We start from the raw sequence: 22,548 nt of genomic DNA on the forward strand, positions 1-22,548 counted from the left end.
TCACTGCGGCTCCACCTTGTAATCGCGCAGCAGCTTGGCCCAGAACTCCAGGTCCTTCTTCATCACCACCGCCATCGCGGCAGGCGTGCCGGTTTCGTACTGCACTTGCGCGAAGGAGGTCAGGCGCGTGCGGAAAGCGGGCGTCTTCTCCACTTCGGCGATCTCGTGGGCGAGGCGGTCGGTGATGGCGCCCGGCGTGCCCGCGGGCGCGACGATGCCGAACCAGAAGTCCATCTCGTAGCCCGGCAAGCCGCTCTCGGCCATCGTCGGAATGTCGGGCATGCTGGCCAGCCGCTTCGTGCTGGTCACGGCCATCATCTTCAGCTTGCCTTCCTTGGCCTGCGGCAGCAGCGCGCCGCCGTCGAACATCATGCTCACGCGCCCGGTCAGCAGGTCGGGGAACGCGGTGGTCGTGCCTTTGTAGGGTACGTGCACGAGGTCGATGCCGCCCAGCGTCTTGAACAGCTCACCGGAAAGGTGCAGCGAGCTGCCGTGGCCGAGCGATGCGTAGCTCAGTTGCCCCGGGTTCGCCTTGGCATATGCCGTCAGCTCCTTCACGTTGTTGGCAGGCACCGAGGGCGACACCATCAGGAAGAGGGGTGTGCGGAACACCAGCGACACCGGCGCGAAGTCCTTCAGCGGGTCGTAGGGCAGCTTCTTGAAGGCCGAGGCGTTGATGCCGAGGCTCGACACGCTGCCCAGCAGGATCGTGTAGCCGTCCGGCGGCGACTTCGCGACGAGGTCCGTGCCGATGATCAGGCTGCCGCCGGGCTTGTTGTCGACGATGACGGTCTGCTTCAGGCGGTCCGACAGGCCGTCGGCCAGCGCGCGTGCGAACGAGTCGGCCAGCCCGCCCGGCGGGTAGGGGATGACCAGCTTCACGGTCTTGGTGGGCCAGGCCTGCGCGTGCGCGAACAGCGGCGCGGCGACGGCCAGCGCGACCAGGAGGCGGCGGAAGTACTTCATGCGTAGACCCATCCTTCAAACAACCTGCGGGTGGTGCGGTAGAACGAACCGTGCTCGGCGTGCCAGCCGGCTTCGCGCCTGACGACAGACGCGTCGACACTGAGCACGCCGGACGGCATGGCCAGCCGCAGCGGCTGCCCTCGACGCGCATTGGCCAACTGGTGCGGGATGCTGCCCTCGATCTGCGCGGCAACCGCCGTGCACAGCGAGCCGGTGAGCGGCAGCGCGCGGTGCGGCTGGCCGTTGGAGATCATGCGCACGACGAGGTCGCAGTCTTCCTTGCGCACGGTGCCGCCGCCGATGATGGGGCTGTCCTGCGGCGCGCTGACGAAGGCGATCATCGGGATCATCGGCTTGTTGCGCGCGTCGTCGAGGCTGCGCGTGATGCCCATCTTGACCGAGGCGTAGAGGCGGACTTCGCGCAGCTGGTCCAGCACATTCGCGTTCGCTTCGATCTCGTCGGGCAGCTCCGTGCCGCGCAGGCCCAGCGTGCGCGCGTCGATGAAGACGCAGGCGTTCGCCGCATCGACCATCGACGCCGGCACCTTGCCGATGCCGGTGACCAGCAGGTCGTCCGCCGCGTTGCCGGTGGGCAGCAGCTTGCCGGTGGATGCGCCGCCCGGTTCGAGGAAGTCCAGCCGGATCGGTGCGGCGGTGCCGTGCACGCCGGGGATTTCCAGCGCGCCCGTTTCCACGCTGCGCCCATCGCGCACCTCGAACGTGGAGTGGATGATCTTGCGCGTGTTCGTGTTGTGGATGCGCACCTGCACTTCGCCGTTGCGCGCCACGTCCACCAGCTTCTCATCGACGGCAAAGGGCCCGATCGCCGAGGACATGTTGCCGCAGTTGCCGCTGTAGTCCACGCGCGCTTCCTTCACCTGCACCTGCGCGAAGGTGTAGTCGACATCCGCGCCCGGCACGCTGGGCGGCCCGATCACGCACACCTTGGAGAGCGACGACACGCCGCCGCCCATGCCGTCGAGCTGGCGGCCGTACGGGTCCGGCGAGCCCATGGCGCGCAGGAAGATCGCGTCCCACTCGCTGCGGTTGGCGGGGAGGTCCTTCAGGTGGAACACCAGGGCCTTGCTGGTGCCGCCGCGGATGAAGGCGCAGGGGATGCGGTGGGCCATGGCTTGTCTCCTAATAAGGTCGCGGCGAGATCGTGTCCCGCTCGCGCACGTGCACGGTCATGTCACCCACGTGTTCAATCGCAATGCGCACTTCGTCCCCGGGGCCGAACGGGCCCACGCCTTCCGGCGTGCCGGTGGCGATGACGTCGCCCACCTGCAGCGGCAGCACGGAGGACACCAGCTCGATCAGCTCGGCGATGCCGACGATCATCGCGCTGGTGTTGGCTTCCTGCTTGAGCTCGCCGTTCACCCACAGGCGGTTCTGCAGGTTGCCGGGGTCCGCCACTTCGTCGGCGGTGACGAGGTACGGCCCCATCGGCGTGAAGCCTTCGAAGGACTTGCGCATCGAGCGCTCTTCTTCCGCCACGCCGGGCTCGATGCGCATCGTGGCGTCGATCAGGCAGCTGTAGCCGAAGACGTGTTTCATCGCGTCGCCGCGCGGGATGTCGCGGCCGGGCTTGCCGATGATCACCGCGAGTTCGCTCTCGTGGTCGAAGCGGCGCGTCGAGCCCTTCGGCAAAGCGATCACGCCGCCCGCGCCCACCAGCGAGGCCGGTGCCTTGAGGAAGAAGCCCTGCTCGCGCGCGGTGCGGCCCTTCTTGGTGACGACACGGTCGCCGAGTTCGCCGATGTGCTTCTGGTAGTTCGCCGGCGCCGCGAACACGTGCGGCGGGGCGGGGTTGGGCGGCAGCAGCTTGACGCTGGCCACGGGAACCGGCCTGGCTTCATCGCGCAGCTTCAGGACCTGCAGCCTGGATTCGGGCCAGCGCGAGATGAGCCAGTTCATGCGCTGCGCGGGCAGCGCGTCGAGCGCGAACGGCACGACGTTCGTCACGTCGTAAAGCTGGTCGCCCTCGACGACGCCGATGCGGTGGTTGTCGTAGACCGCCAGTTTCACGCGCGGACCTCCTCGGGTTTTTCTTTCGTCGTTTCGGTTTGCGGGGCGCCCGCGCCTCGCACGGTGTCGATCAGCGCGCGCACGTCGGCGGGCAGGGCGTCGCCGCGCCAGGCCACCTGGCCGTCCGGGCGCACGAGCACCAGCTTGCGTTCGTAGAGTCGCGCCGCTTCTTCGTTGGCGATGTCGGCCACCTTGAACGGCACGCCGGCCGCACGCGCGGCATCGGTGAGCGCGTCGACCTTCGCCGACGCATCGAAACGCAGCAGCACGAACTCGCGCCCGAACAGGTCCAGCAGCGACTGCTCCGGCGCCAGCCACACGTGCGGTGCGCGCGAGCCGGGCCTTGCCGTCGGCTTGTACGTCGACACTTCATCGGGCGGCGCCGGCGTGCCGTCGGGCACGATCACCGGCGAGCGCTCGTAGACATAACCGAGGTGGATGCCGATGGAGTACCACTCGCGCTTCATCATCTCGGTGTAGCGGTCGCCATATTCCTTGCGGGCCTTCTCGACGTCCGGGTCGTTCATGTCGAACACGCGCGGGTCCGGCTTGAGGATGCGCGGCGAGAGCATGCGCTTCAGGTTGTCGCCGGCCTCGGTGACGTTGCGGATGGCGACCGGCCGCTGCTCGATCTCGTAGCTTTCCAGCAGGTGCGCGCCGCCCCAGCCTTGCAGCACGCCGGCGAGCTTCCAGCTGAGGTTGACGGCATCGAGGATGCCGGTGTTCATGCCGAAGCCGCCGGTCGGCGAGGTCAGGTGCGCGGCATCGCCGGCGATGAACACGCGCCCCTTGCCGTACGAATCCGCGACCAGCTGGCGGCGCACCCACGGGAGCATCGAAAGGATCTCGAATTCGAAGTCGCGGCCCACGGCGCGTTTGATCGCCGCGCGCATCTCCTCTTCGGAGACCTGCCGCTTCTCGTTGTCGCCGACCAGCGAGAAGCGCCACTGGTCGCGCCCGTTGATGGCGACCAGCGTGGCCCACGTGCCCTCGGGCCCGATGAAGATGAAGCGGTAGCCCGGCTTCTTGTCGTGCAGCTTCTCCAGGCCGTCGCAGCGGAACACGCAGTTGGTGGTGTAGGTCAGCACCGGCTCGCCGGTCATGCCGATGCCCAGCGCCTGGCGCACCGTGCTCGCGCCGCCGTCGCAGCCGACGAGGTACTTCGCTTCGACGGTGCGCGTCGTGCCATCCTCGGACTTCAACGTCGCAATGACCTTGTCGCCGTCGTCCTCGAACGAAGCGAGTTCCGTGCGATAGGCGAACGTCACCTTGCCCGACTCGCGCGCGAACCGCGCGAGCACGGGGTCGAAGAAGTTCTGCGGGCAACGCTCGCGCTTCAGCGGGCTTTGCGGCGGCGCCTTCTCGGTGTTGGGCGACGGGAAGGGCTCGCGGCCGAACTCGTAGCCGGTGAGATGAGTCACCCACGCGCAATCCTGCGGGTAGTCGCGGTTGTAGCCGGCGTTGCGCACCCACTCGACGATGCCCCAGCGCCGGCAGAACTCCATGGTGCGGATGCCGACCATGTCCATGCGGGGTTGGGCGACGCTGCCGTCGGTGCGTTCGACGAGCATGCATTCGATGCCGCGCCAGGCGAGGTCGCCGGCGAGGGCCAGGCCTACCGGGCCGGCGCCGACGATGAGAACAGGGACTGCCATGGTGTGAGATGCTAAAAGGTCTGTCCATTAGCCGCAAGCTCGTCATTCCCGCGCAGGCGGGAATCCAAAGCGTTCGGAAGCCTTGGATCCCCGCCTTCGCGGGGATGACGCTACACAGCCGTCACGTCGTGCTCGTAGATCCACTCGATGCCGTACGCGTGCTTGCCCTTCGCGGCCTCGGCGCGCGCCTTCGCGAAGCGCTCGTCGCGGGCGCGGATCACGGCTTCGTCGCGCGTGTGGTTCTCCACGGCGCGGGCACGCGCGGTCATCTGCACGCGCGCGGTGCGGTCGCGGCGCTGCGCTTCGTAGGCCTTCAACGCGGCGGGGATGTCATCGCGCCCGCGCTCGATGGCGGCGGCGACGGCCCAGCCGTCCTCGATGGCCTGGCACGCGCCCTGCGCGAGGTAAGGCAGCATCGGGTGGCACGCGTCGCCCATGAGCGTGGCGCGGCCCTTGCTCCACTGCGGCAGCGGGTCGCGGTCGAACAGGCCCCACTTGAGGACGGGGCCGGAGTTCTGCAGCAGCGCGCGCATGGTCGGGTGCCAGTCGGCGAAGCGGGCCATCATCTCGGCCTTGTCGCCGCGCGCCGTCCACGACTCCTCGGCCCACGTCTCCGACTCGAACATCGCGACCCAGTTCACCACCGTGCCGCCGCGGATGTAGTAGTGCACGATGCTCGCGCCGGGGCCGAACCACACCGTCATGTCAGGCTGTATCAGCCCGGGTTCCAGCGAGAAAGTCGGCGTGAGGCCGCGCCAGCATGCGTTGCCCGTGTAGCGCGGCGCCTCGGGGCCGAAGAGGCTCGCGCGCACGGCGGAGTGGATGCCATCGGCGCCGATCACGACGTCGGCTTTCAGTTCGCTGCCGTCCGAGAGCATCACGACGGCCTTGTCCCCGTCCTCGCGCACGCCGGTGCACTTGGCCTTCAGCTGGATCGCGTTCGAAGGCACGGCGGAGCGCAGGATCTCGTGCAGGTCCGCACGGTGGTAGCCGTAGTACGCCGCGCCGAACACCTTGCTGAGCGTGCCCTTGTACGGCGTGTACGCGAGGACGTCGGCGGTCTGCCAGTTGCGCACCACGTGCGCGTCGGGTTCGAAGCCGACTTCGGCGGCCCGCTGCTCGAGGCCAAGTGCGCGCAGCACCTTCAGTGCGTTGGGTGCCAGCTGCACGCCGGCGCCGATCTCACCGAGCTCGGATGCCTGCTCCAGCACCGTGAACGGGATGCCCTTCCTGTGGAGGGCGGCCGCGGCGGTGAGCCCGCCGAGGCCCGCGCCGACCACGGCGACGTGGGGTTGAGCCATGTCCTTGTCTCCTGAACTGCCTTTGGACGGGCCGCAGGATATCATGGTCAGACCATTTGGTCAGCCCAGGCCTTTTCTTGCTGCCGCGAGGGTCTGCCGGCACGTCCAGTAGCCGGCCCAGGGGTCCGCTTCGCGCGCGGAGAGATGCTCGACCGCCGTACGCACCGTCCAGTGGTCGCCGCCCGTGATCGCGCCCAGCTCGTCCCACGCGACCGGCATCGACACGCCAAGGCCCGGGCGCGCACGTGCGGAGTAGGCCGCGGCCGTGGTGGCACCGTGCGAGTTGCGCAGGTAGTCCACGAAGATGCGGCCGACGCGGTTGGCGGCGCCTGGTTTCGCCACGAAGCGCTGGGGGATGACCTTGGCGAGGTGCCGCACGACGTTTTCGGAGAGCGACTTCACCGTGTCCCAGTCGTCGCGCGGCGTGAGGGGCACGACCACGTGCAGGCCCTTGCCGCCGCTGGTTTTCACCCACGATTGCAGACGCAGTTCCTCGAGGAGGCCCCGGACGAGCAATGCCGCCTCGCGCACGTGAGTCCAAGGCACGCCCTCGCCGGGGTCGAGGTCGAAGATCACGCGGTCCGGCGCGGCGATCTTCTTGGCAGTGGCGTTCCAGGTGTGGAACTCGATGACGTTCAGCTGCGCGGCGGCTGCGAGGGCCTTGCGCGTGGGGATCTCGATGAGCGATGCGTGGCCCGGCCACAACGAAGCGGGCAGTTCGCGCACGTCGGGGATGGCCTGCTCGTTGAGGTGCTTCTGGTAGAACAGCTCGCCGCTCACGCCGCTGGGGCCGCGCACGAGCGAGCAGGGGCGGCCCTGCAGGTGCGGCAGCATCCAGTCGGCCACGGCTTCGTAGTAGCGGACGAGCTCGAGCTTGGTCACGCCACTCGCCGCATCGACGACCCGCTCGGGATTCGTGACCTTGATGCCGGCGACGGCACTCCCGCCCGCGCCGTCGTGCGCCCGGCCTGCAGGCGCGACGGATTGCTCTTGCTGCACTTGGGCGGCAGGCTTGTCCGTGCGCAGCGCGATGAACTTCGCGTGGCGCAATTGCTGCTCCGGCGTCCATGCCGAGAACTCCACCTGCACCACGAGCTGCGGCTTCACCCAGCGCGCCGGCGCCTCGCGCGTGCTCCACCGGCTGCGTTTGGGCACGTCCTGGGCGAACGGCGATGCGGCGACTTCGATCTTCGCAAGCCGCTTCTTCAAGGCGGCCGCGGTCTTCGAGTCCCAGCCAGTGCCGACATTGCCGACGTAGCGCAACGTGCCATCAGCCTCGTGCACGCCGAGCATCAACGCGCCCACTTCCGCTTCGCCGCTGGAGCGGTCGCTGTAGCCGCCCACGACGAATTCCTGCGCGAGCTTGTTCTTGAGCTTGAGCCACGTTTCCGTGCGGCGCGATTCGTACGGGGCGTCCTTGCGCTTGGCGATCACGCCTTCGAGGCCCATCTGCCGCACCGACTCGAGCAGCGCGCTCGCATCCGCGTCGAAGGCCGCGGAGAAGCGCAACTTCTCCTGGGGCCGTTCGTCGAGCAGGCGCTGAAGCAGTGCGCGTCGCTCGACCAGCCGCACCTTGCGCAGGTCATGGCCTTCGAGATAAGGCACGTCGAACAGGAAGTACTCGATGCCGCCGCTGCGAGAGGTGTCGATGGCGTTCTGCAGGGCATGGAAGTCCGGCATCCCGTCAGCGCCGACCACGACGATCTCGCCATCGAGCCATGCGCTGCCCAGGCCCAAAGCTGCGAGGGACTTCACCAGCGCGGGCATCTTCGCGGACCAGTCGTGGCCGCCCCGCGTGATGAGCTGAACTTTCTTGCCCTCGATGCGCGCGAGCAAACGGTAGCCGTCGAACTTGATCTCCCACAGCCACTCGCCCTGGGTTGGCGCGGTCGCGGTGAGGGTGGGCAATTGCGGGGAAAGTTCGGCGGGCATCGGCGCTTGCACCGCGCCGGCAGGCAAGCCGCCGGCCGATGCGAAGGGCAGGGCCTTGCGCGCCGGCATGCCCGCCTAGCGCTGCAGCCGCCGATACGCGCTGTAGTGCCGCAGCGCGCCTTGCTCGTCGCCCGCCTGCTCGTGCAGCTGCGCGAGGTTGTAGTGCGCGTCGGCCAGCGTGGGGTCCAGCGTGAGGCTGCGCTCATAGCTGGCTGCTGCTTCTTCCAGCCGCTCCAGGTGGTCCAGCGCCACGGCGAGGTTGAAGTGGATCAACGCGCAGTCGGGGCAGTGCTCCACGGCCGCGGCCGACAGGCGCACGAGCTCGCTGTAGCGGCCGGCTTCGTCCCACATCGCGCCGAGGTTCAGGTACGCGTCCTCGAGGTCGGGCGCGAGCGCGAGTGCGCGCAGGTAGGTGGCTTCGGCGACGGCAGGGTCGGTGGCTTCGAGCGCGAGCGCGCTCAGGTAAAGGTCGCGGGCATCGGGCTCGTCACTGGCGCGCTTCGGCGCAGCAGGCGCGCGCTCGAGGATCGTCACGCTGCCCGCGACCGGCGCGATGTCGAAGTCCATCAGCAACTGCCCGTCGCCCGACTGCAGGCGGCCGGTGCGGTCGCGCACGGCAACGTCATCGCCCACAGCCGTGATGCGCAGGCCGGTCAGCGGCAGCTCGCCCGGCAAGGTGGCCTTCAAGCGAGACAGCGACCGCAGGATGCGACGAGGTGCGATGCCTTGCGTCTGCAGCGCATGCGCCGTGCGCAGCAGCGTCAGGTCCTGGAAGGTGAAGCGCCACTCGTTGCGCTTGCCGCGCGTGGGCGCGACGAAGCCCGCCTCGATGAGCCCGGTCACGATGTGCCGCGACAGCCCCAGCATCGCCTGCACGCGGCGCAGGTTGAAGGTGGACTCGTCGTCGGCCGGCGTCACCGGTTACTTGCGCGCTCGGGCCTTGGCCGGGGCGGGCGCCGCGGCGACTTCGGTGGCGGCGCTGCGCTTGGCGCCCTTGCGTTCCTTCGGCGCGGCGGCGGCGGCCGGCTCCGCTTCCGCCGGTGCGGCCTTCGCGCGCGAACCACTTGCAGCGGGCTTCTTCGCCAAACTCGCCCGCAACGCCTCCATCAAATCGATCACCTGCCCGCCGCCCGCCGCTTCCTCCGGCGCCGCCATCACGATCTGCTGCCCCGCGATCTTCGCGTCGATGGCGGCGAGCACGCGCTTCTTCTCCTCGTCGACGTACTCCGTGGGGTCGTAGCTGTCGGTGGAGATCTGGTCGATGAGCTGCAGCGCCAGCTGCATCTCGGCGGGCGACACGTCGACCTGCTCGATGTCCAGGTCCTTGTGCGAGCGCACTTCGGCGGCGTACAGCAGCTGCTGCAGCACGAGCCCACCCTCGGCCGGGCGGATCTGCACGACGTACTGCTTGGCCTTCCACTTCCACTTGGCCAGCGCGCAGCGGCCGCTCTGGCGCATGGCTTCGGCGAGCAGTGCGTACGGCTTGCCGCCGCGCTTGTCGGGCGCGAGCAGGTAGGCCTTGTCGTAGAAGAGCGGGTCCACCGACTTCTCGGGGATGAAGGACATGATCTCGATGTTGGGGCTGTTGGATTCTTCCAGCGCCTTGAGCTCCTCCGGCGCGAACAGCACGTAGCGGTCCTTCTCGAACTCGTAGCCCTTGACCATCTCCGTGCGCGGCACCACGACGCTCGGGTCCTTCTCGCTCACGTACTGCTGCTTCACGCGCGAGCCGTCCTTGGTGAGCATGTTGAACTTCACGGCGCTCGACGATTCGGTGGCCGAGTACAGCTTGACCGGGATCGACACGAGGCCGAAGGAGAGCGTGAGCGTTGCGATCGAGCGGGCCGCCATGGAACTACCTCTTGCGCGCGAAGGGGAGGACCATGTTAGGCCCGGGCGCGCCGGGTGGGAACCTTCGTGTGGGCTGCGCGCGACAGATCGGAGGTCAGCCGCCGTCAGGCACGAACATGTAGCCCGCGTTGCGCACCGTGCGGATGAACTTCGGCTCGCCGGAGGCTTCCGGCTCGATCTTGCGGCGCAGGCGGCCGATGCGGATGTCGATGGAGCGGTCGAACGGCTCCCACTCGCGGTTGCGCGTGTTCAGCAGGAGCTGGTCGCGCGTGAGCACGCGGTTGGGGTTGGCGAGGAAGACCTTGAGCAGGTCGAACTCCATGGCTGTGAGCGGCTGCTCCTCGCCGTCGCTGTCGAACAGGCGGCGCGATTCGACATCGACCGTGCAGCGCCCCACCTTCTGCCGCGTGGCGATCGGCGCGAGCGGCGCGGGCGCGCTGTTGGCCGCTTCGGGCGGCTTGGCCTGGATGCGCCGCAGCACGCTCTTCACGCGCGCCAGCAGCTCGCGCGGGTCGAAGGGCTTGGCGACGTAGTCGTCGGCGCCGACTTCGAGCCCGACCACGCGGTCCACCACGTCGCCGGAGCCGGTGACCATGATGATCCCCACGTCGTAGCGCTCGCGCAGGAAGCGCGCGAGCGTCAGGCCGTCCTCGCCGGGCAGGCGCACGTCCAGCAGCACCAGGTCCGGCAGCTCGCGGTCCAGCGCCGCGCGCATCTCGTCGCCCGACGCTGCCTCGCTGACGCCGTAGCCGTGGTTGGTGAGGTACTCGCGCAGCATGTCGCGGACGGAGCGGTCGTCGTCGACGATGAGGAGGCGGGTGGCGGGCATGGGGCGGATTTTAAGGGTGGGGTAACGAAAGTGCACAGTGCACAGTGCGCAGGCGAGGCGGCTGCGAGCAGGCGCCGATAAAATTTGCCTGGGTGGAGGTTTCATGGGCGAGAAACACCTTGGCGGCTGTATCTGCGGCGCAGTCCGCTATCAAGTAACCGGGGACCCGGTCATGGGCACGGTGTGCCACTGCAGGTTCTGCCAGAAGCGGCTCGCAAGCGCCTTCGCCGTGCTCGCCTCGTTCAACGAGGAGGCGGTCGAGTTCCAGCAAGGCGAAACGCAGGAGGTCGAGCACCGCTCGGACGAAAGCGGCCGCTGGCTGCGAATGCGTTTCTGCCCGAAGTGCGGCACCACGGTCTCCCACACTTCGCAAAGGCGTCCCGGGTGGGTGACGATCGCAGCCGGCACCTTCGACGACCCCTCGTGGTTCGCCGTTACCCGGCATATCTGGGTGCGGTCGAAGCTGCCGTGGGTGAGCATTCCCGAAGGCGCAGAAGCATACGAGCAAGCGTATCTGCCGCCGGCGAGCTGATTCATGAAACGGCGCAACCTGATCCTCTCCGTGCTGCTCGTCGCAGCCCTGGCTTACTGCGCCAACCAGCAGTACGCCGAGCAGCAGGCGCGGGCGGACGCGGACGCCGTGGCGGCCAGGCTCCAGGAGCGCAAGGCCGCCACGGGCGCCTACCCCGCGAGCCTGGCCGAGATCGGGTTCGATGCCCAGGCGCTCAAGGACAAGTGGCGCCTGAGCTATCGCCTGGAGAACGGCAAGCCCTTCCTTTTCTATTCAGCGCAGAACAACTGGCTGGTCGCCTGGCACTACGACTTCACGTCGCGGTCGTGGCGGTCCCAGGACTGAGCGCGCGGCTCACCCCAGCAACGCCGCCAACGTCCGCTTCAACGTGGCCGCATCCAGCGGCTTCTTGAGCACCCGCGACACGCCGCTCGCGCGAATCTCGTCTTCACCGACTTCCGCCGCATTCCCCGTCACCAGCAACACCGGTGTCGACGGCCGCAGGATGCGGCTCTGCTCGGCCAGTTGCAACCCCGTCATCCCCGGCATCGTCAGGTCCGTCATCAACAGCCGGACCTCCCGTTCCGCATCGGCCAACAGATGCACGGCCTGCGCCGGGTCGCGCACCAGCGTCACATCCAGCCCCCAGTTCGTCAGCTGCTCCTGCAGGTAGTTGCCCACGGCCACATCGTCCTCGGCCAGCAGCACCTTCGCGGTCGGCAGCTTCGCCGCGCCGAGCGTCCCGGCACGTGTCTGCGCGAAGGGATCCTGCGGCGCCGTCGGTGGCAGCAGCACGGACAAGCAAGCACCTTGGCCCGGCGCCGTCTCCACCAGCACATGCCCGCCATGATCATGCACGATGCCGTGCACCATCGCGAGCCCCATCCCGGACCCGGCACCCGGCGCTTTCGTGGAGAAGAAGGGATCGAAGATGCGGTCCAGCAGCTCCGGCGCGATACCACTGCCCGTGTCCGCCACCCGCAGCTCCACCCAGGCGCGGTTCGCCACCGCGCCGCGGCATGACGCGCAGCGCATGTGCGCGCCCTCACGCCGCCCGAGGCGCACCACGATCTTGCCCTTGCCGTCCATGGCGTCGCGCGCATTGATGCACAGGTTGAAGAGGATCTGCTCCAGCTGCACCGGGTCGCCCATCACCCACGAAGCGTCGCCCGCGCTATCGGCATCCAGCCACTGCGCATCCAGCGAGATGCTCGAGGGCAGGGTGCTGCGCAGCAGCCGCAGCGTCTGCCGCATCAGCGGCGTCAACGCGAGTGCGCGCGGGTCGCCTTTCTGCCGACGCGCGAACGCGAGCATCTGCGCGATGAGGTCCCGCGCGCGTTCCGACGCGAGGTGCGCCTGCCCCAGCTGCCGCACGAGGGCAGGGTCGCCGACTTCGCCCGCGCGCTCCTGCGCCATCACCACGTACCCCATCACGCTGGTGAGGATGTTGTTGAAGTCGTGCGCGATGCCGCCCGTGAGCTGGCCGATCGCCTCCATCTTCTGCGCCTGGCGCAGCTGCGCTTCCAGCGCCGTGCGCTCCGCCTCGGCCTCGCGCCGCGCGCTGATGTCGCGCACGTGCCCCACGAAGATGTTGCCCTCGGGCGCCGTCGCCACGCTGATGGCCAGCTCCACCGGCAGCTCGGTGCCGTCCTTGCGCCGTGCGATCGTCTCGACGAGCCGGCCCACCATCGTGCCGCGCGAGTGCGCCCGGTAGCGCTCCAGCCCCGCTTCGTGCGCCGCCCGCAGGCGCTCGGGGATCACGAGGCTGGACAGCAAGCGCCCGAGCGCCTCGTCGCGGCTGTAGCCGAAGATGCGCTCGGCCGCCGCATTGAACTCCAGCACGCAGCCCGTCTGGTCCATCGCGATCACGGCATCGAACGACGCTTCCACCGTCGCGCGCAGGCGCGCCTCGCTGCGCTGCAGGGCGCGCTCCTTCGCGCGGCGCTCGCCGATGTCGCGCACCACCACCAGCACCTGCGGCAGCCCGCCGCGCGTGAAGGGCATGATGCGCAGCTCCGCCTCGAAGCTGGTGCCGTCGTGGCGGAAGGCCATGGTCTCCACCACGCTCGTCTCGCCCTGCAGCGCCTTGCGCACGAGGAAGTACCGCTGGTCGATGTACTCCTTGGGGACGCCGTCGCCGAAGGGCCGCGACAGGATGCTCTCGCGCGTGCGGCGGAACAGGCGCGTGCCGGCCTGGTTGCAGTCGATCACGCGCAGGTCGCGGTCCCACACGAACATGGCGTCCGACGACGCCTCGAAGATCATGCGGTACTGCTCCTCGCGCGTGGCCAGCGCCTCCATCACCTGCTTGCGCGCGGTGATGTCGACGGAGAAGGAGAGCACGGTGCGCTTGCCGCCGAGCGTCACGGGCTTCAGGCGCACTTCGCTCCAGTGCAGCGTGCCGTCGCGGTGGCGGTGCTGCCACTCGAAGGCGGGGCAGCGGTCCTCGCGCGCGAGTGCGAGGTACTCGCGGCCACGCTCGATGGTGGAGCCGTCCAGGCCCGAGCCCAGCTGCTCGGGCGGGAAGGCGAGCAGCTCCTCGCGGCTGTAGCCGTAGTACTCGCAGGCCTTGCGGTTGACGTCGAGCAGCCTGCCCGTGTCCCAGTCGATCACCAGGATGGCGTTCTCCGACGCGTCGAAGATCGTGCGGTAGTTCTGCTCGTCCGGCTGCGGGTGCTGCGGGTGCTGCGGGTCCATTTGTGCCACTCTAACGAGGGGCCCCTCGCGTGGGAATGGGGCGCGGCCCGCGATTACGCGCCGATTACAAGCGGGTTACTCAGGCGGGCACGGCCTCGGCCGCGCCGGCCTTCATCGTCTCCGAGAGGATGCGGTAGGCCGCGGTCCACGCCTCGCTCACTTCGGGCGTGTAGTCCTCGCCCAGGCCCTGTTCCAGCGTCCACAGCAGCGCGGCGCCGACCGTGGCGTAGTGGTCGTCGGTGACGCCGTAGGGCACGTGGCGCACGCCCAGCTGCCGCACGATGGGCGCCAGCTTGGGCAGGTTCGTCAGGCCCGCGACGGCGGAGCCGATCATGGACATAAGCATCTGGCCCTGCTTGTTCAGGTCGCCCTTGAAGAGCGGGCGAATGGTGGGGTCCAGCATGAAGAGGCGGTTGTAGAACAGCGCGGCCGCCGTGTCGGCGATGGGGCGCACCTGCGCGAAGGACTGCTGGACCAGGGAGATCTGTTGCGGGGTCATGTTCGGTTCATCGGGTTGCGGTGCCCGAACTGTGGCGCCCGCTTGTATTGCGCTTGTGTCGTTCGCCCCCGCGCTTGTTGCGCGAATGTTATTCAGCGCGTCGGCCCCAGCACGGCCCGCTGCCGCAGCGAGTTCTGGATCATGTGGATGTCGATGGGCGCGGTGGGCGTCTGCTGCGGCGTCTGCATCGCGCAGCTGAAGCTCGCGGCCGAATCCACATCGCCGCTGCCGTTGTACACGGCGACTTTCGGGTAGGCGCAGATCGGCCGCTGGCGCGTGATGGTGCCCGCGTCGTTGTACTTCGTCGCGACGATCGCCTCGGGCGCCACGCCTTGCTCCACCCAGCGCATGAGCGCGCCGACGGCGTGGTTCTGCGCGGTGCGCTGCGCCTTCGCGGGCTCGGGGAAGCCGCCGCCGACGGCGCCGGGGCCCGTGCCGCCGCCGCAATGGCCCACCTCCGGCAGCAGGAAGAGCCGGTGGTAGCCGGCGATGCTGCCGCCCAGCGCCAGCGAGTCGGCCGTCACCTGTTGCGGCGTGAGGTTGTCCACCGCCTCGTCGACCTGCCTCTGCGTCCGTGACTTCAGGCGCTCGAACTGGATGAGCGCGTTGTAGTACGCGATGGAGCCCGTCGGCGGCACGATGGGGTCGCTCCAGCCGTGGAACTGGATCATCTTGCCGCCGCGCGCCTTGAACGCGCCGAGGTCCGGGCTCGGCGCCGCGGTGACGGGCGTGAGGAAGGCCTTGATGTGGTCGAACTCCTCGTCCCAGGCCAGGTCCCGCCGCCAGTTGTAGGGCGGCGAGGTTTTCGAGTACACGTAGTGGCCGATGAAGGGCCCGTAGCGGTGGTCGTCCGCGAAGGCGGGGTCCCACAGGGCTTCGGAGCCGGGCTGCACGCCCGCATAGCGCAGCACGCCGCGCGAGGTGCGCATGCCGGCGTACATGCCTTGCGCCACCGCGAGCTGCGCGTCGGTCAGGCAGCCGGGGCCGTCCGCGCCGGTGCAGCGCAGCGCATCGGGCGTGAAGCGGCACGTGCGCGGGTTGGTGATCTGCCCGTCGGCCAAGCCGTCCTGCGCGTCGCAGGCGGCGTGCGAGGCTCGGTCCAGCAGTTGCTGCTTGGCGGGTGGCAGCACGGCGGGACGGCCCGCGACCGGTGTCTGCAGCTTGCCCGACCAGGCCAGCCACATCAGGATCTCGGGGTAGAAATGCGACGGCGCGCCCGTGGCGATGCCGTCGAACAGCTGCGGGTAGCGCTGCGCCAGCATCATCCCCTGCCGCCCGCCGTTGGAGCAGCCTTCGAAGTAGGCGTAGCGCACGGGCTGCCCGTAGTAGCTGTTGGCGAGCGCCTTCGCGGCCGTGGCGACGTAATAGTGCGAGCGCAGGCCCCAGTCCTTCACTTTCTCTGGGTGGTTCAGCGTCCACGCGGCCGACTCGTTGCCGTCGTGGCCCATGTTGCTGCCGGCCGTGACCCAGCCGTCCTCGATGTCCTGCGCGAGCCGCGCATAGGGGACCGCGCCGTTGTAGCCGCCCGTGCCATTGAGCTTGAAGCGGCCGCTCCACGCCTGCGCTGTCTCGGGCAGCCACACCTCGAACCGGATCTCGGAGTCGCTGGACGGGCGGGCGACGCCTTGCACGCGGCAGAACTTCGCGGCGACGTCGACGTTGCCGATCTTCGTGGGCGGCCTGACAAGGGTGGCCGAAGTCACCGTGCCCGCTTCCGTCACCACGCGCGCGAGGGCTTCGCAGGCCGCGGGCGTTTCGGTTGCGGGGCTTGCGCACGCTGCGAGCACGAAGGGGCAGAGCAGGGCGGCCCGCTTCATTTCATGTGCACCGCTGCGTCTGCCGTCGTCATCGCCCGAGCGCCTCGCGCACGCGGGTGAGCAGGTCACTCAACTCGAAGGGCTTGGACAGCACCTGCATGCCCTGCGGCAGCTGCCCGTTGGCGGTGACCATGTGCTCCGCATAGCCGGTGGTGAAGATCACCGGCAGGCCGGGCCGCCGCTCGCGCGCGGCGTCGGCCAGCTGCCGCCCGTTCATGCCGCCGGGCAGGCCCACGTCGGTGACGAGCAGCTGGATGCCCGGCTCGGCCTGCAGCAACCGCAGGCCCGCGGCGCCGTCCGCCGCCTCGATCACCTTGCAGCCGCTCTCGCGCAGCGCCTCGATCGTGAGCATGCGCACCGTGGGCTCGTCGTCCACCAGCAGCACGGTGCCTTCGGCCGGGCCGGCCGTGGCTCGCACCTCGGCGGGTGCTGCCTGCAACGGCTCCGCGGCTGCGGCACTGTGGCGCGGCAGCAGGAGCGTGACGGTCGTGCCGGCGCCTTGCCGCGTCTCGATGCCCGCATGCCCGCCGGACTGGCGCGCGAAGCCGTACACCATCGACAGCCCCAGCCCGGTGCCGGAGCCGATGGGCTTGGTGGTGAAGAAGGGGTCGAACGCGCGCGCGGCCACTTCGGGGCTCATGCCCGCGCCGGTGTCCGTGACACGGATGGCGAGGTATTCGCCGTGCTCCACTTCGAGCGGCCGCGCCGCGTCGTCGTCGAGCACTTCGTTGCCGACGGCGATGACGATGCGCCCGCCGTGCGGCATCGCGTCGCGCGCATTGATGCACAGGTTCAGCAGCGCGTTCTCCAGCTGGTAGGGGTCCACCAGCGCATGCCACGCATCCGCCGGGCCCTGCACCACGACCTCGATGTGCGGGCCCACGGTGCGGCTCACCAGCTCCTGCAGGCCGGCCACGAGCTTGTGCACGTCGGTGGGCCGCGCATCGAGTGCCTGCCGCCGCGAGAACGCCAGCAGCCGGTGCGTGAGCGACGCGGCGCGCTGCGCGGAGTTGCGCGCCGCGGTGACGTAGCCGGCGAGGCCGTCCGTGCGCCCCTGCTGCAGGCGCACCTGCAGCAGGTCCAGCGAGCCGATGATGCCGGTGAGCAGGTTGTTGAAGTCGTGCGCGATGCCACCCGTGAGCTGGCCCACCGCCTCCATCTTCTGCGAGTGGCGCAGCGCCTCTTCCTTCTCGCGCAGCTCGGCCGAGGCCTGCGCGATGCGCGACTCCAGGGTCTCGTTCAATTGCTTGAGCCCGGCCTCGGCCTTGCGCTTGGCCGTCACGTCCTGGAACAGCACGGCCACCTGCCGCAGCTGCGGCGGCTCGATGCGGAAGGCCGACAGCTCCAGGTGGCGGCCGGTGGCCACCAGCTCGCGCTCGAAGCGGATCGGCTCGCCGGTGCGCAGCACCTCGCCGTAGAGCGCCACCCAGCCGTCCGCCTCGTCCGGCACCATCTCGCGCAATTTCTGCCCGACGACGTCGGGGATGCCCGCGTGCCGCGCGTAGGCCGGGTTGGCCTCGATGTGGATGTAGTCCGACAGCGGCCCGTGCGGCCCGTCGAAGAACTCGATGATGCAGAACCCCTCGTCCATCGAATCGAACAGGGTGCGGTAACGCGCCTCGCTTTCGCGCAGTCGCCGGATCTCGTCGGGTTGGGCCACAGCTCATCCTAGCCCGTCCAGCCCGGCCGTGCGGCGCGCTCGTCAGTTTCGTGCGAAATCGATGAAGCCCTGCGCGGCGTCCACGCCAACCAGGCGCACGTCCAATGTGTCGCCGACGTCGGCGCCTTCGAAGCCCTGCACCAGGCGGCCTTCGACCATGGGGCGCCCGATGCGCACGAAAGTGCCGGTGGACTTGGCGCCGGTGACGATGGCCTCGAAGCGCTCGCCGATACGCCCTTGCAACAGGAAGGCCGCGGCCGCTTTCAGCACCTGCCGCTCGACCTTGTTCGCGTTGTCTTCCTGCAAGGTGCAGTGGCGCGCGATGCCCTGCAGCGCTTCGGCCGGGTAGGGCGGCGCGTCGCCGCGCAGCGCGGCCTTGAGCTGGCGCTGCGTCACGAGGTCCGTGAAGCGGCGGTTCGGTGCGGTGGAATGCGCATAGTCGGCGACGGCGAGGCCGAAGTGCCCGAGTGCGGGCTGCCCCGGCTGCGCGGCGGCGTATTCGCCCGGCCCGAGCATCTTGACGATCTTGAGCGACAGGTCGCCGAAACCTTCGGGGTCCTGCGTGCGGCGTTCGCCGAGAAAGCGGTCCAGCGCCAGCGGGTCGGGTTGCGGCGGCAGGGCGATGCCGTAGCCGGCGGCGAGGGCGACGATGCGGTCCCAGCGCCTCGGTGCTTCGAGCACGCGCCGCAGTGACGGAAAACCTGCGCTCGCCAGGAAGCGCGCCGTCGCGGCGTTGGCCGCGATCATCAGGTCGGCGATGAGGTCCTTGGCGCGGTTCTTCTCGTCGGGGCGGATGTCCACGAGCCGGCCGTTCTCGAACACCGGGCGCGGGCTCGCCGTCTTCACGTTCAGCCCGCCGCGCCGCTGGCGGCCGGTGCGCAACTGCGTCGCCACCGTGTCGTGGATGCGCAGCTGCGCTTCGAGAGCCTGGAACGAAGCGAACTGCGGCAACGCGTCGCCGCCGTCGAGCCATGCGCTCACCGCGTCTATGTGAGCTTGGCTCTATTGAGCACAACCGCGCTGTAGTGCTCCGACGCCACGACGTGGCCGTCGGGCTGCACCGTCATGTCGACGACGACCGCGAGCCGCTCCTCGCCCTCGTGCAGCGAAGTGCGGTCGGTGGACAGCACTTCCGGCAGCATCGGGAACACGCCCGCGGCCGTGTAGACCGAGGTGGTGTTGGCGGCCGCGTGCGAATCCGTCGCGCCGCCGGGGCGCACGAGCGCGTCGACGTCGGCGATCGCGACGAGCAGGCGCGTGGCGCCGCCCGCCAGCGCCTGCGCGACGCTCAGCTGGTCGAGGTCGCGCGTGTCGTCGTTGTCGATGGAGAACCAGGGCAGCTCGCGCAGGTCGCGGATGTCGCCGGCCGCGGCCGGCGCGGCGGCTTGCGCTTCGCGCAGCGCGTCCGGCGAGAAGGCCGGCAACAGCCCGCGCTCGCGCATCGCTTCGGTGGCGATGCGGTGCAGGTCGAGCGGTTCCATGGCCCGGGCACTTTACCGTTTCCGCTGCCACAATGGGGCGTCATGAATGCACTGGCAGGACTTTCGACACCCGCCGCCGTGGTGGACACGGCGAAGATGGACCGCAACATCGCCCGCATGCAGCAGGGGCTGCGCGAGCTGGGCGTGGCCTTCCGGCCGCACGTCAAGACGGCGAAATGCGTGGAGGTGGCGCGGCGCCAGCAGGCTGCCGGCGCGAAGGGCATCACGGTGTCCACGCTGAAGGAGGCCGAGCAGTTCTTCGCGGCCGGCTTCGCGGACATCCTCTACGCGGTGGGCATCGTGCCCAACAAGTTCTCGCAGGCGCTGGCGCTGCGCCAGCGCGGTTGCGACCTCAAGCTGATCACCGACAACGTCGAGATGGCGCAGGCGCTCGGGCGCTTCGGGCAGGAGCACGGGCATCGCTTCGAAGTCTGGATCGAGGTCGACACGGACGGGCACCGCTCCGGCATCGTGCCGGAGTCGGCGCTGCTCCTCGACGTGGGCCGCGCCGTCGCGGAGTCGGGCAGCGTGCTCGGGGGCGTGATGACGCATGCGGGTTCGAGCTACGACTTCGACACGCCCGAGGCGCTGCAGGAGGTTGCCGAGCAGGAGCGCGCCGGTTGCGTGCGCGCGGCCGAGCGCCTGCGAGCCGCGGGGCACAAGTGTCCCGTCGTCAGCGTGGGCTCGACGCCGACGGCGCTTTCCGCGAAGTCGCTGCAGGGCGTGACCGAAGTTCGCGCCGGTGTCTACGTGTTCTTCGACCTCGTGATGGCGAACGTCGGTGTATGCACGCCGCAGGACATCGCGCTGTCCGTGCTCACCACGGTCATCGGGCACCAGCCCGACAAGGGCTGGGCGATCGTCGACGCCGGCTGGATGGCGATGAGCCGCGACAGGGGCACGCAGAAGCAGAAGCACGATTACGGCTACGGGCAGGTGTGTTCGCTCGACGGCAAGGTGCTGCAGGGCTATGTGCTGAGCGGCGCGAACCAGGAGCACGGCATCCTGTCGCGCGTCGGCGAGCCCGACTTCGATATCGTCACGCGCTTCCCGGTCGGCACGCAGCTGCGAATCCTGCCGAACCACGCCTGCGCCACCGGCGCGCAGTTTCCGCGGTACGAGGCGGTCGATGCGGCCGGCGTGCAGGAGTGGCCGCGCTTTTACGGATGGTGATGCGATGAACTACGTGAACCCGGATACGGTCGCGCGCCCCGGCGGGCACTACAGCCACGCAACCGTGGCGAATGGCTTCGTCTTCGTGGCCGGGCAGTTGCCGATCACCGCGTCGGGGGAGAAGCTGGCCGGCGCGAGCTTCGAGGAGCAGGCGCGGCAGGTGCTCGCGAATGTGAAGGCCATCCTCGAGGGTTGCGGCAGCAGTGTCGACAATCTCGTGCAGGTGCGCGTGTACGTGGACGACATCGCCAACTGGCCCAAGTTCAACGAGGTGTACGTCGCGTGGGCCGGGGCCGCGAAACCTTCGCGCGCCGTCGTGCCGACCGCGCCACTGCACTACGGCTTCAAGATCGAAGTCGAGGCGGTCGCCGTCGCCTAGGGCTGCGAACGCGGGTCGCGGTCGCCGAGCGCCGACGCGAGCGGGTCGATGTGCCCGGCGGGCTGGATCTGCTGGAACGTCTCCATCACCCGCCGCACGATCGCCTTCTGGTCCTCGGGCCACTTGGCGATGCGCTCCGAGCCGAGGATGCCCTCCAGCGAGGCGATGAGGTGCAGCTGCAGCTGCTGCGGGTTGGGGTGCGTGGCCACCAGCGAGGTGATGGCGAGGTAGGCGGCGGTGTTCATCGCCATGAGGTGCTGCACCTCGCGCCGCAGGGCTTCGATGTCTTCGTCCATGGGCTATTGTGCGGCGAGCGCCCGCGGCGGCCGCGCGCTAGGCGACGGGCACGCGCTCGAACTCGGCACGCAGGAAGTCCCGCAGCTCGCGGTACTTCGCCTCCGCATCGGCCTCCAGGCGCCGCAGCTCCTGCAGCTCGGGGTCGGCAGGCGCCGGGCCCTCGTTGCGCAGCGCGGCTTGCAGGCGCGAGCGCATCTCGTGGTTGCCCTCGCGGGCGCGCCAGAGGGCGAAGTCGGCTTCCTGCTGCAGGACCCGGTAGCGGGCACGGACGTCGGGGTGCATGCGGTCCATTCTTGCCGCATCCTTGCACGCCGTCACCGGCAATTTGTCACGCACCCGACGGGCGCGTCGTCATCGGCGACGAATGCCGCCCCCGATGGGTGTCCAGCGCATCACCTGCCCTAACCGCTGTTTACCGTTTGCTGCACGTGCAACGAGCGTCGCGCCGACGAAAGTACCCAGCGTGCGCACGGAAAGCGACTGATGCTTGCGAGTGAAGAACCACGACGCGACGCCGGCGGCCAGGGCCACCCAGGGCTCGCCCGGGAAGAAAGGGCGGGGCTTGTCGTAGCGTTTGACGGCGGCGGGCTTCTCGGGCGTTTCCATGGCGAGGGGTCCTTCTCGTTCTTCGTTTCGAACATAGCGCGCGCGCCGGCGCACGGGGCACCGCCGCGGCGCTTGTCAGGTGTCGGAAAGGTCCTACGGCCGTCCATGGCCGCGGTGGGGACAATCGGCGCATGCACAAAATCCTCGTCGTTGACGACAACGCGGACGCAGCCGAGAGCCTCGCGATGCTGCTGCAGCTGGCCGAGCACGAGACCGTCACGGCCTTCAGCGGGCCCGAAGCCATCGAGACCGCGCGGCGCATCCGGCCGCGCGCCATCTTCCTCGACATCGGGCTGCCCGGCATGAACGGCTACGAAGTGGCCAAGGTGCTGCGCGCCGACCCGGACCTTGCCGGCATCGTGCTCATCGCGCTGACCGGCTGGGGCGGCGACGGGGACCAGCAGCGGGCCACCGACGCCGGCTTCGACTACCACCTCACGAAGCCGGCGGCGCTGGACCAGGTATTCGAGGTGCTGGCGCACCTCACCGAGAAGGCGCCGGGCTGACCGCCCGGCGCTTGCTTTCGCCCACTTGTCGCGGCAATGGCCGTGAATCGGTCCAGTCCTACGGAATGTGAATCGAAGACGCATTAATGTTCACTTGTTTCAAGGAAGAAGCGTCCCAACATGCCCGAAAAGACCGCCACGGAGTGGTCCGACACCGACCCCTCCTTCATCCGCACGAACGCCAGCGAGCTGTTCAACTTCGCGCGCCGCCTCGGCATGTCGAGCGACCAGGTGCGCGACGCCGTGGACAGCGGCCTCATCAAGCCTGCCGCCACGGCGCGCCTGCGCCTGGACAAGGGCGCCGCCCCCGACATCGACCTCGACGCAGCCGAGCGGCCCGACGCCGGGCTCTGACCCGCG

Annotated in this window: 23 protein-coding genes and 1 pseudogene; 6 read left to right on the plus strand and 18 right to left on the minus strand. The window is 69.3% G+C overall.

The window, feature by feature from the left end:
- The 9 genes from H8R02_RS15310 to H8R02_RS15350 form a co-directional block, all read right to left on the minus strand.
- Complete coding sequence (locus H8R02_RS15310) at nt 1-966, minus strand: Bug family tripartite tricarboxylate transporter substrate binding protein (RefSeq protein ID WP_187082307.1); 966 nt, start codon at nt 964-966, stop codon at nt 1-3.
- Nucleotides 963-2,096 carry a 2-methylaconitate cis-trans isomerase PrpF family protein gene (locus H8R02_RS15315; RefSeq protein WP_187082308.1) on the minus strand — a complete coding sequence of 378 codons (1,134 nt, stop codon included), beginning with the start codon at nt 2,094-2,096 and terminating at the stop codon, nt 963-965. Before H8R02_RS15315 ends, H8R02_RS15310 begins: the two co-directional genes overlap by 4 nt.
- Nucleotides 2,097-2,106: 10 nt before the next feature.
- Entirely contained in the window at nt 2,107-2,994 is an 888-nt protein-coding gene (locus tag H8R02_RS15320) for a fumarylacetoacetate hydrolase family protein (RefSeq protein WP_187082309.1), read from the minus strand.
- A complete protein-coding gene (locus H8R02_RS15325) occupies nt 2,991-4,649 on the minus strand; it encodes an FAD-dependent oxidoreductase (protein ID WP_187082310.1) in 1,659 nt (552 codons plus the stop codon). The genes H8R02_RS15320 and H8R02_RS15325 overlap by 4 nt, the downstream gene beginning before the upstream one ends.
- Before the next feature lie 110 nt (nt 4,650-4,759).
- Nucleotides 4,760-5,950 (minus strand): FAD-dependent monooxygenase, encoded by a 1,191-nt coding sequence (locus H8R02_RS15330; protein ID WP_187082311.1) that lies wholly within the window; start codon nt 5,948-5,950, stop codon nt 4,760-4,762.
- 60 nt (nt 5,951-6,010) lie between these two features.
- On the minus strand, nt 6,011-7,951 hold the full coding sequence (gene ligD / locus H8R02_RS15335; RefSeq protein ID WP_187082312.1) for a DNA ligase D: 1,941 nt from the start codon (nt 7,949-7,951) through the stop codon (nt 6,011-6,013).
- Nucleotides 7,952-7,957: 6 nt separating this feature from the next.
- Nucleotides 7,958-8,800 (minus strand): tetratricopeptide repeat protein, encoded by an 843-nt coding sequence (locus H8R02_RS15340; protein ID WP_354004924.1) that lies wholly within the window; start codon nt 8,798-8,800, stop codon nt 7,958-7,960.
- A 3-nt stretch (nt 8,801-8,803) separates the two neighbouring features.
- Complete coding sequence (gene ku / locus H8R02_RS15345) at nt 8,804-9,733, minus strand: non-homologous end joining protein Ku (RefSeq protein WP_187082313.1); 930 nt, start codon at nt 9,731-9,733, stop codon at nt 8,804-8,806.
- A 94-nt stretch (nt 9,734-9,827) separates the two neighbouring features.
- On the minus strand, nt 9,828-10,562 hold the full coding sequence (locus H8R02_RS15350) for a response regulator (RefSeq protein ID WP_187082314.1): 735 nt from the start codon (nt 10,560-10,562) through the stop codon (nt 9,828-9,830).
- Between the two features lie 103 nt (nt 10,563-10,665).
- On the opposite strand from H8R02_RS15350, the gene H8R02_RS15355 reads away from it, so the two are divergent.
- Together H8R02_RS15355 and H8R02_RS15360 are read left to right on the plus strand one after the other, a co-directional pair.
- Nucleotides 10,666-11,094, plus strand: coding sequence for a GFA family protein (locus tag H8R02_RS15355; protein WP_187082315.1), 429 nt, complete (start codon nt 10,666-10,668; stop codon nt 11,092-11,094).
- Nucleotides 11,095-11,097: 3 nt separating this feature from the next.
- Complete coding sequence (locus H8R02_RS15360) at nt 11,098-11,418, plus strand: hypothetical protein (RefSeq protein WP_187082316.1); 321 nt, start codon at nt 11,098-11,100, stop codon at nt 11,416-11,418.
- Nucleotides 11,419-11,427: 9 nt separating this feature from the next.
- On the opposite strand, the gene H8R02_RS15365 is transcribed toward H8R02_RS15360, so the two are convergent.
- The 6 genes and pseudogenes from H8R02_RS15365 to H8R02_RS30810 form a co-directional block, all read right to left on the minus strand.
- Nucleotides 11,428-13,770, minus strand: coding sequence for a PAS domain-containing hybrid sensor histidine kinase/response regulator (locus tag H8R02_RS15365; protein WP_187082317.1), 2,343 nt, complete (start codon nt 13,768-13,770; stop codon nt 11,428-11,430).
- A gap of 79 nt (nt 13,771-13,849) precedes the next feature.
- The gene (locus H8R02_RS15370) at nt 13,850-14,269 is read right to left on the minus strand and encodes a globin family protein (RefSeq protein ID WP_187082318.1); all 420 of its coding nucleotides are present in this window, start codon (nt 14,267-14,269) and stop codon (nt 13,850-13,852) included.
- 92 nt (nt 14,270-14,361) lie between these two features.
- A complete protein-coding gene (locus H8R02_RS15375) occupies nt 14,362-16,086 on the minus strand; it encodes a tannase/feruloyl esterase family alpha/beta hydrolase (RefSeq protein ID WP_187082319.1) in 1,725 nt (574 codons plus the stop codon).
- Between the two features lie 28 nt (nt 16,087-16,114).
- A complete protein-coding gene (locus H8R02_RS15380) occupies nt 16,115-17,746 on the minus strand; it encodes an ATP-binding protein (protein ID WP_354004925.1) in 1,632 nt (543 codons plus the stop codon).
- A gap of 42 nt (nt 17,747-17,788) precedes the next feature.
- Nucleotides 17,789-18,142: a hypothetical protein gene (locus H8R02_RS30805; RefSeq protein ID WP_354004933.1), complete on the minus strand. Its 354-nt coding sequence runs from the start codon at nt 18,140-18,142 to the stop codon at nt 17,789-17,791.
- 27 nt (nt 18,143-18,169) lie between these two features.
- A pseudogene (locus H8R02_RS30810) lies at nt 18,170-19,227 on the minus strand (ribonuclease catalytic domain-containing protein); the annotation flags it as partial.
- A 42-nt stretch (nt 19,228-19,269) separates the two neighbouring features.
- On the opposite strand from H8R02_RS30810, the gene H8R02_RS15390 reads away from it, so the two are divergent.
- Nucleotides 19,270-20,400: a DSD1 family PLP-dependent enzyme gene (locus H8R02_RS15390; RefSeq protein WP_187082320.1), complete on the plus strand. Its 1,131-nt coding sequence runs from the start codon at nt 19,270-19,272 to the stop codon at nt 20,398-20,400.
- 4 nt (nt 20,401-20,404) lie between these two features.
- Nucleotides 20,405-20,779 (plus strand): RidA family protein, encoded by a 375-nt coding sequence (locus tag H8R02_RS15395; RefSeq protein ID WP_187082321.1) that lies wholly within the window; start codon nt 20,405-20,407, stop codon nt 20,777-20,779.
- On the opposite strand, the gene H8R02_RS15400 is transcribed toward H8R02_RS15395, so the two are convergent.
- From H8R02_RS15400 to H8R02_RS15410, 3 genes are read right to left on the minus strand one after another with little or no spacing between them, the layout of a single operon-like run.
- On the minus strand, nt 20,776-21,075 hold the full coding sequence (locus H8R02_RS15400; RefSeq protein WP_187082322.1) for a hypothetical protein: 300 nt from the start codon (nt 21,073-21,075) through the stop codon (nt 20,776-20,778). The two genes, H8R02_RS15395 and H8R02_RS15400, sit on opposite strands and share 4 nt — an antisense overlap.
- Before the next feature lie 37 nt (nt 21,076-21,112).
- Nucleotides 21,113-21,367: a hypothetical protein gene (locus tag H8R02_RS15405; RefSeq protein ID WP_187082323.1), complete on the minus strand. Its 255-nt coding sequence runs from the start codon at nt 21,365-21,367 to the stop codon at nt 21,113-21,115.
- Between the two features lie 60 nt (nt 21,368-21,427).
- The gene (locus tag H8R02_RS15410; protein WP_187082324.1) at nt 21,428-21,682 is read right to left on the minus strand and encodes a hypothetical protein; all 255 of its coding nucleotides are present in this window, start codon (nt 21,680-21,682) and stop codon (nt 21,428-21,430) included.
- Nucleotides 21,683-21,813: 131 nt separating this feature from the next.
- On the opposite strand from H8R02_RS15410, the gene H8R02_RS15415 reads away from it, so the two are divergent.
- Both H8R02_RS15415 and H8R02_RS15420 read left to right on the plus strand, forming a co-directional pair.
- The gene (locus H8R02_RS15415) at nt 21,814-22,188 is read left to right on the plus strand and encodes a response regulator (protein WP_187082325.1); all 375 of its coding nucleotides are present in this window, start codon (nt 21,814-21,816) and stop codon (nt 22,186-22,188) included.
- Nucleotides 22,189-22,308: 120 nt separating this feature from the next.
- Nucleotides 22,309-22,542 (plus strand): hypothetical protein, encoded by a 234-nt coding sequence (locus tag H8R02_RS15420; RefSeq protein WP_187082326.1) that lies wholly within the window; start codon nt 22,309-22,311, stop codon nt 22,540-22,542.
- The last annotated feature ends 6 nt before the right edge of the window (nt 22,543-22,548 follow it).

This window comes from Ramlibacter albus, from assembly GCF_014297445.1.
Taxonomy (GTDB): domain Bacteria; phylum Pseudomonadota; class Gammaproteobacteria; order Burkholderiales; family Burkholderiaceae_C; genus Ramlibacter; species Ramlibacter albus.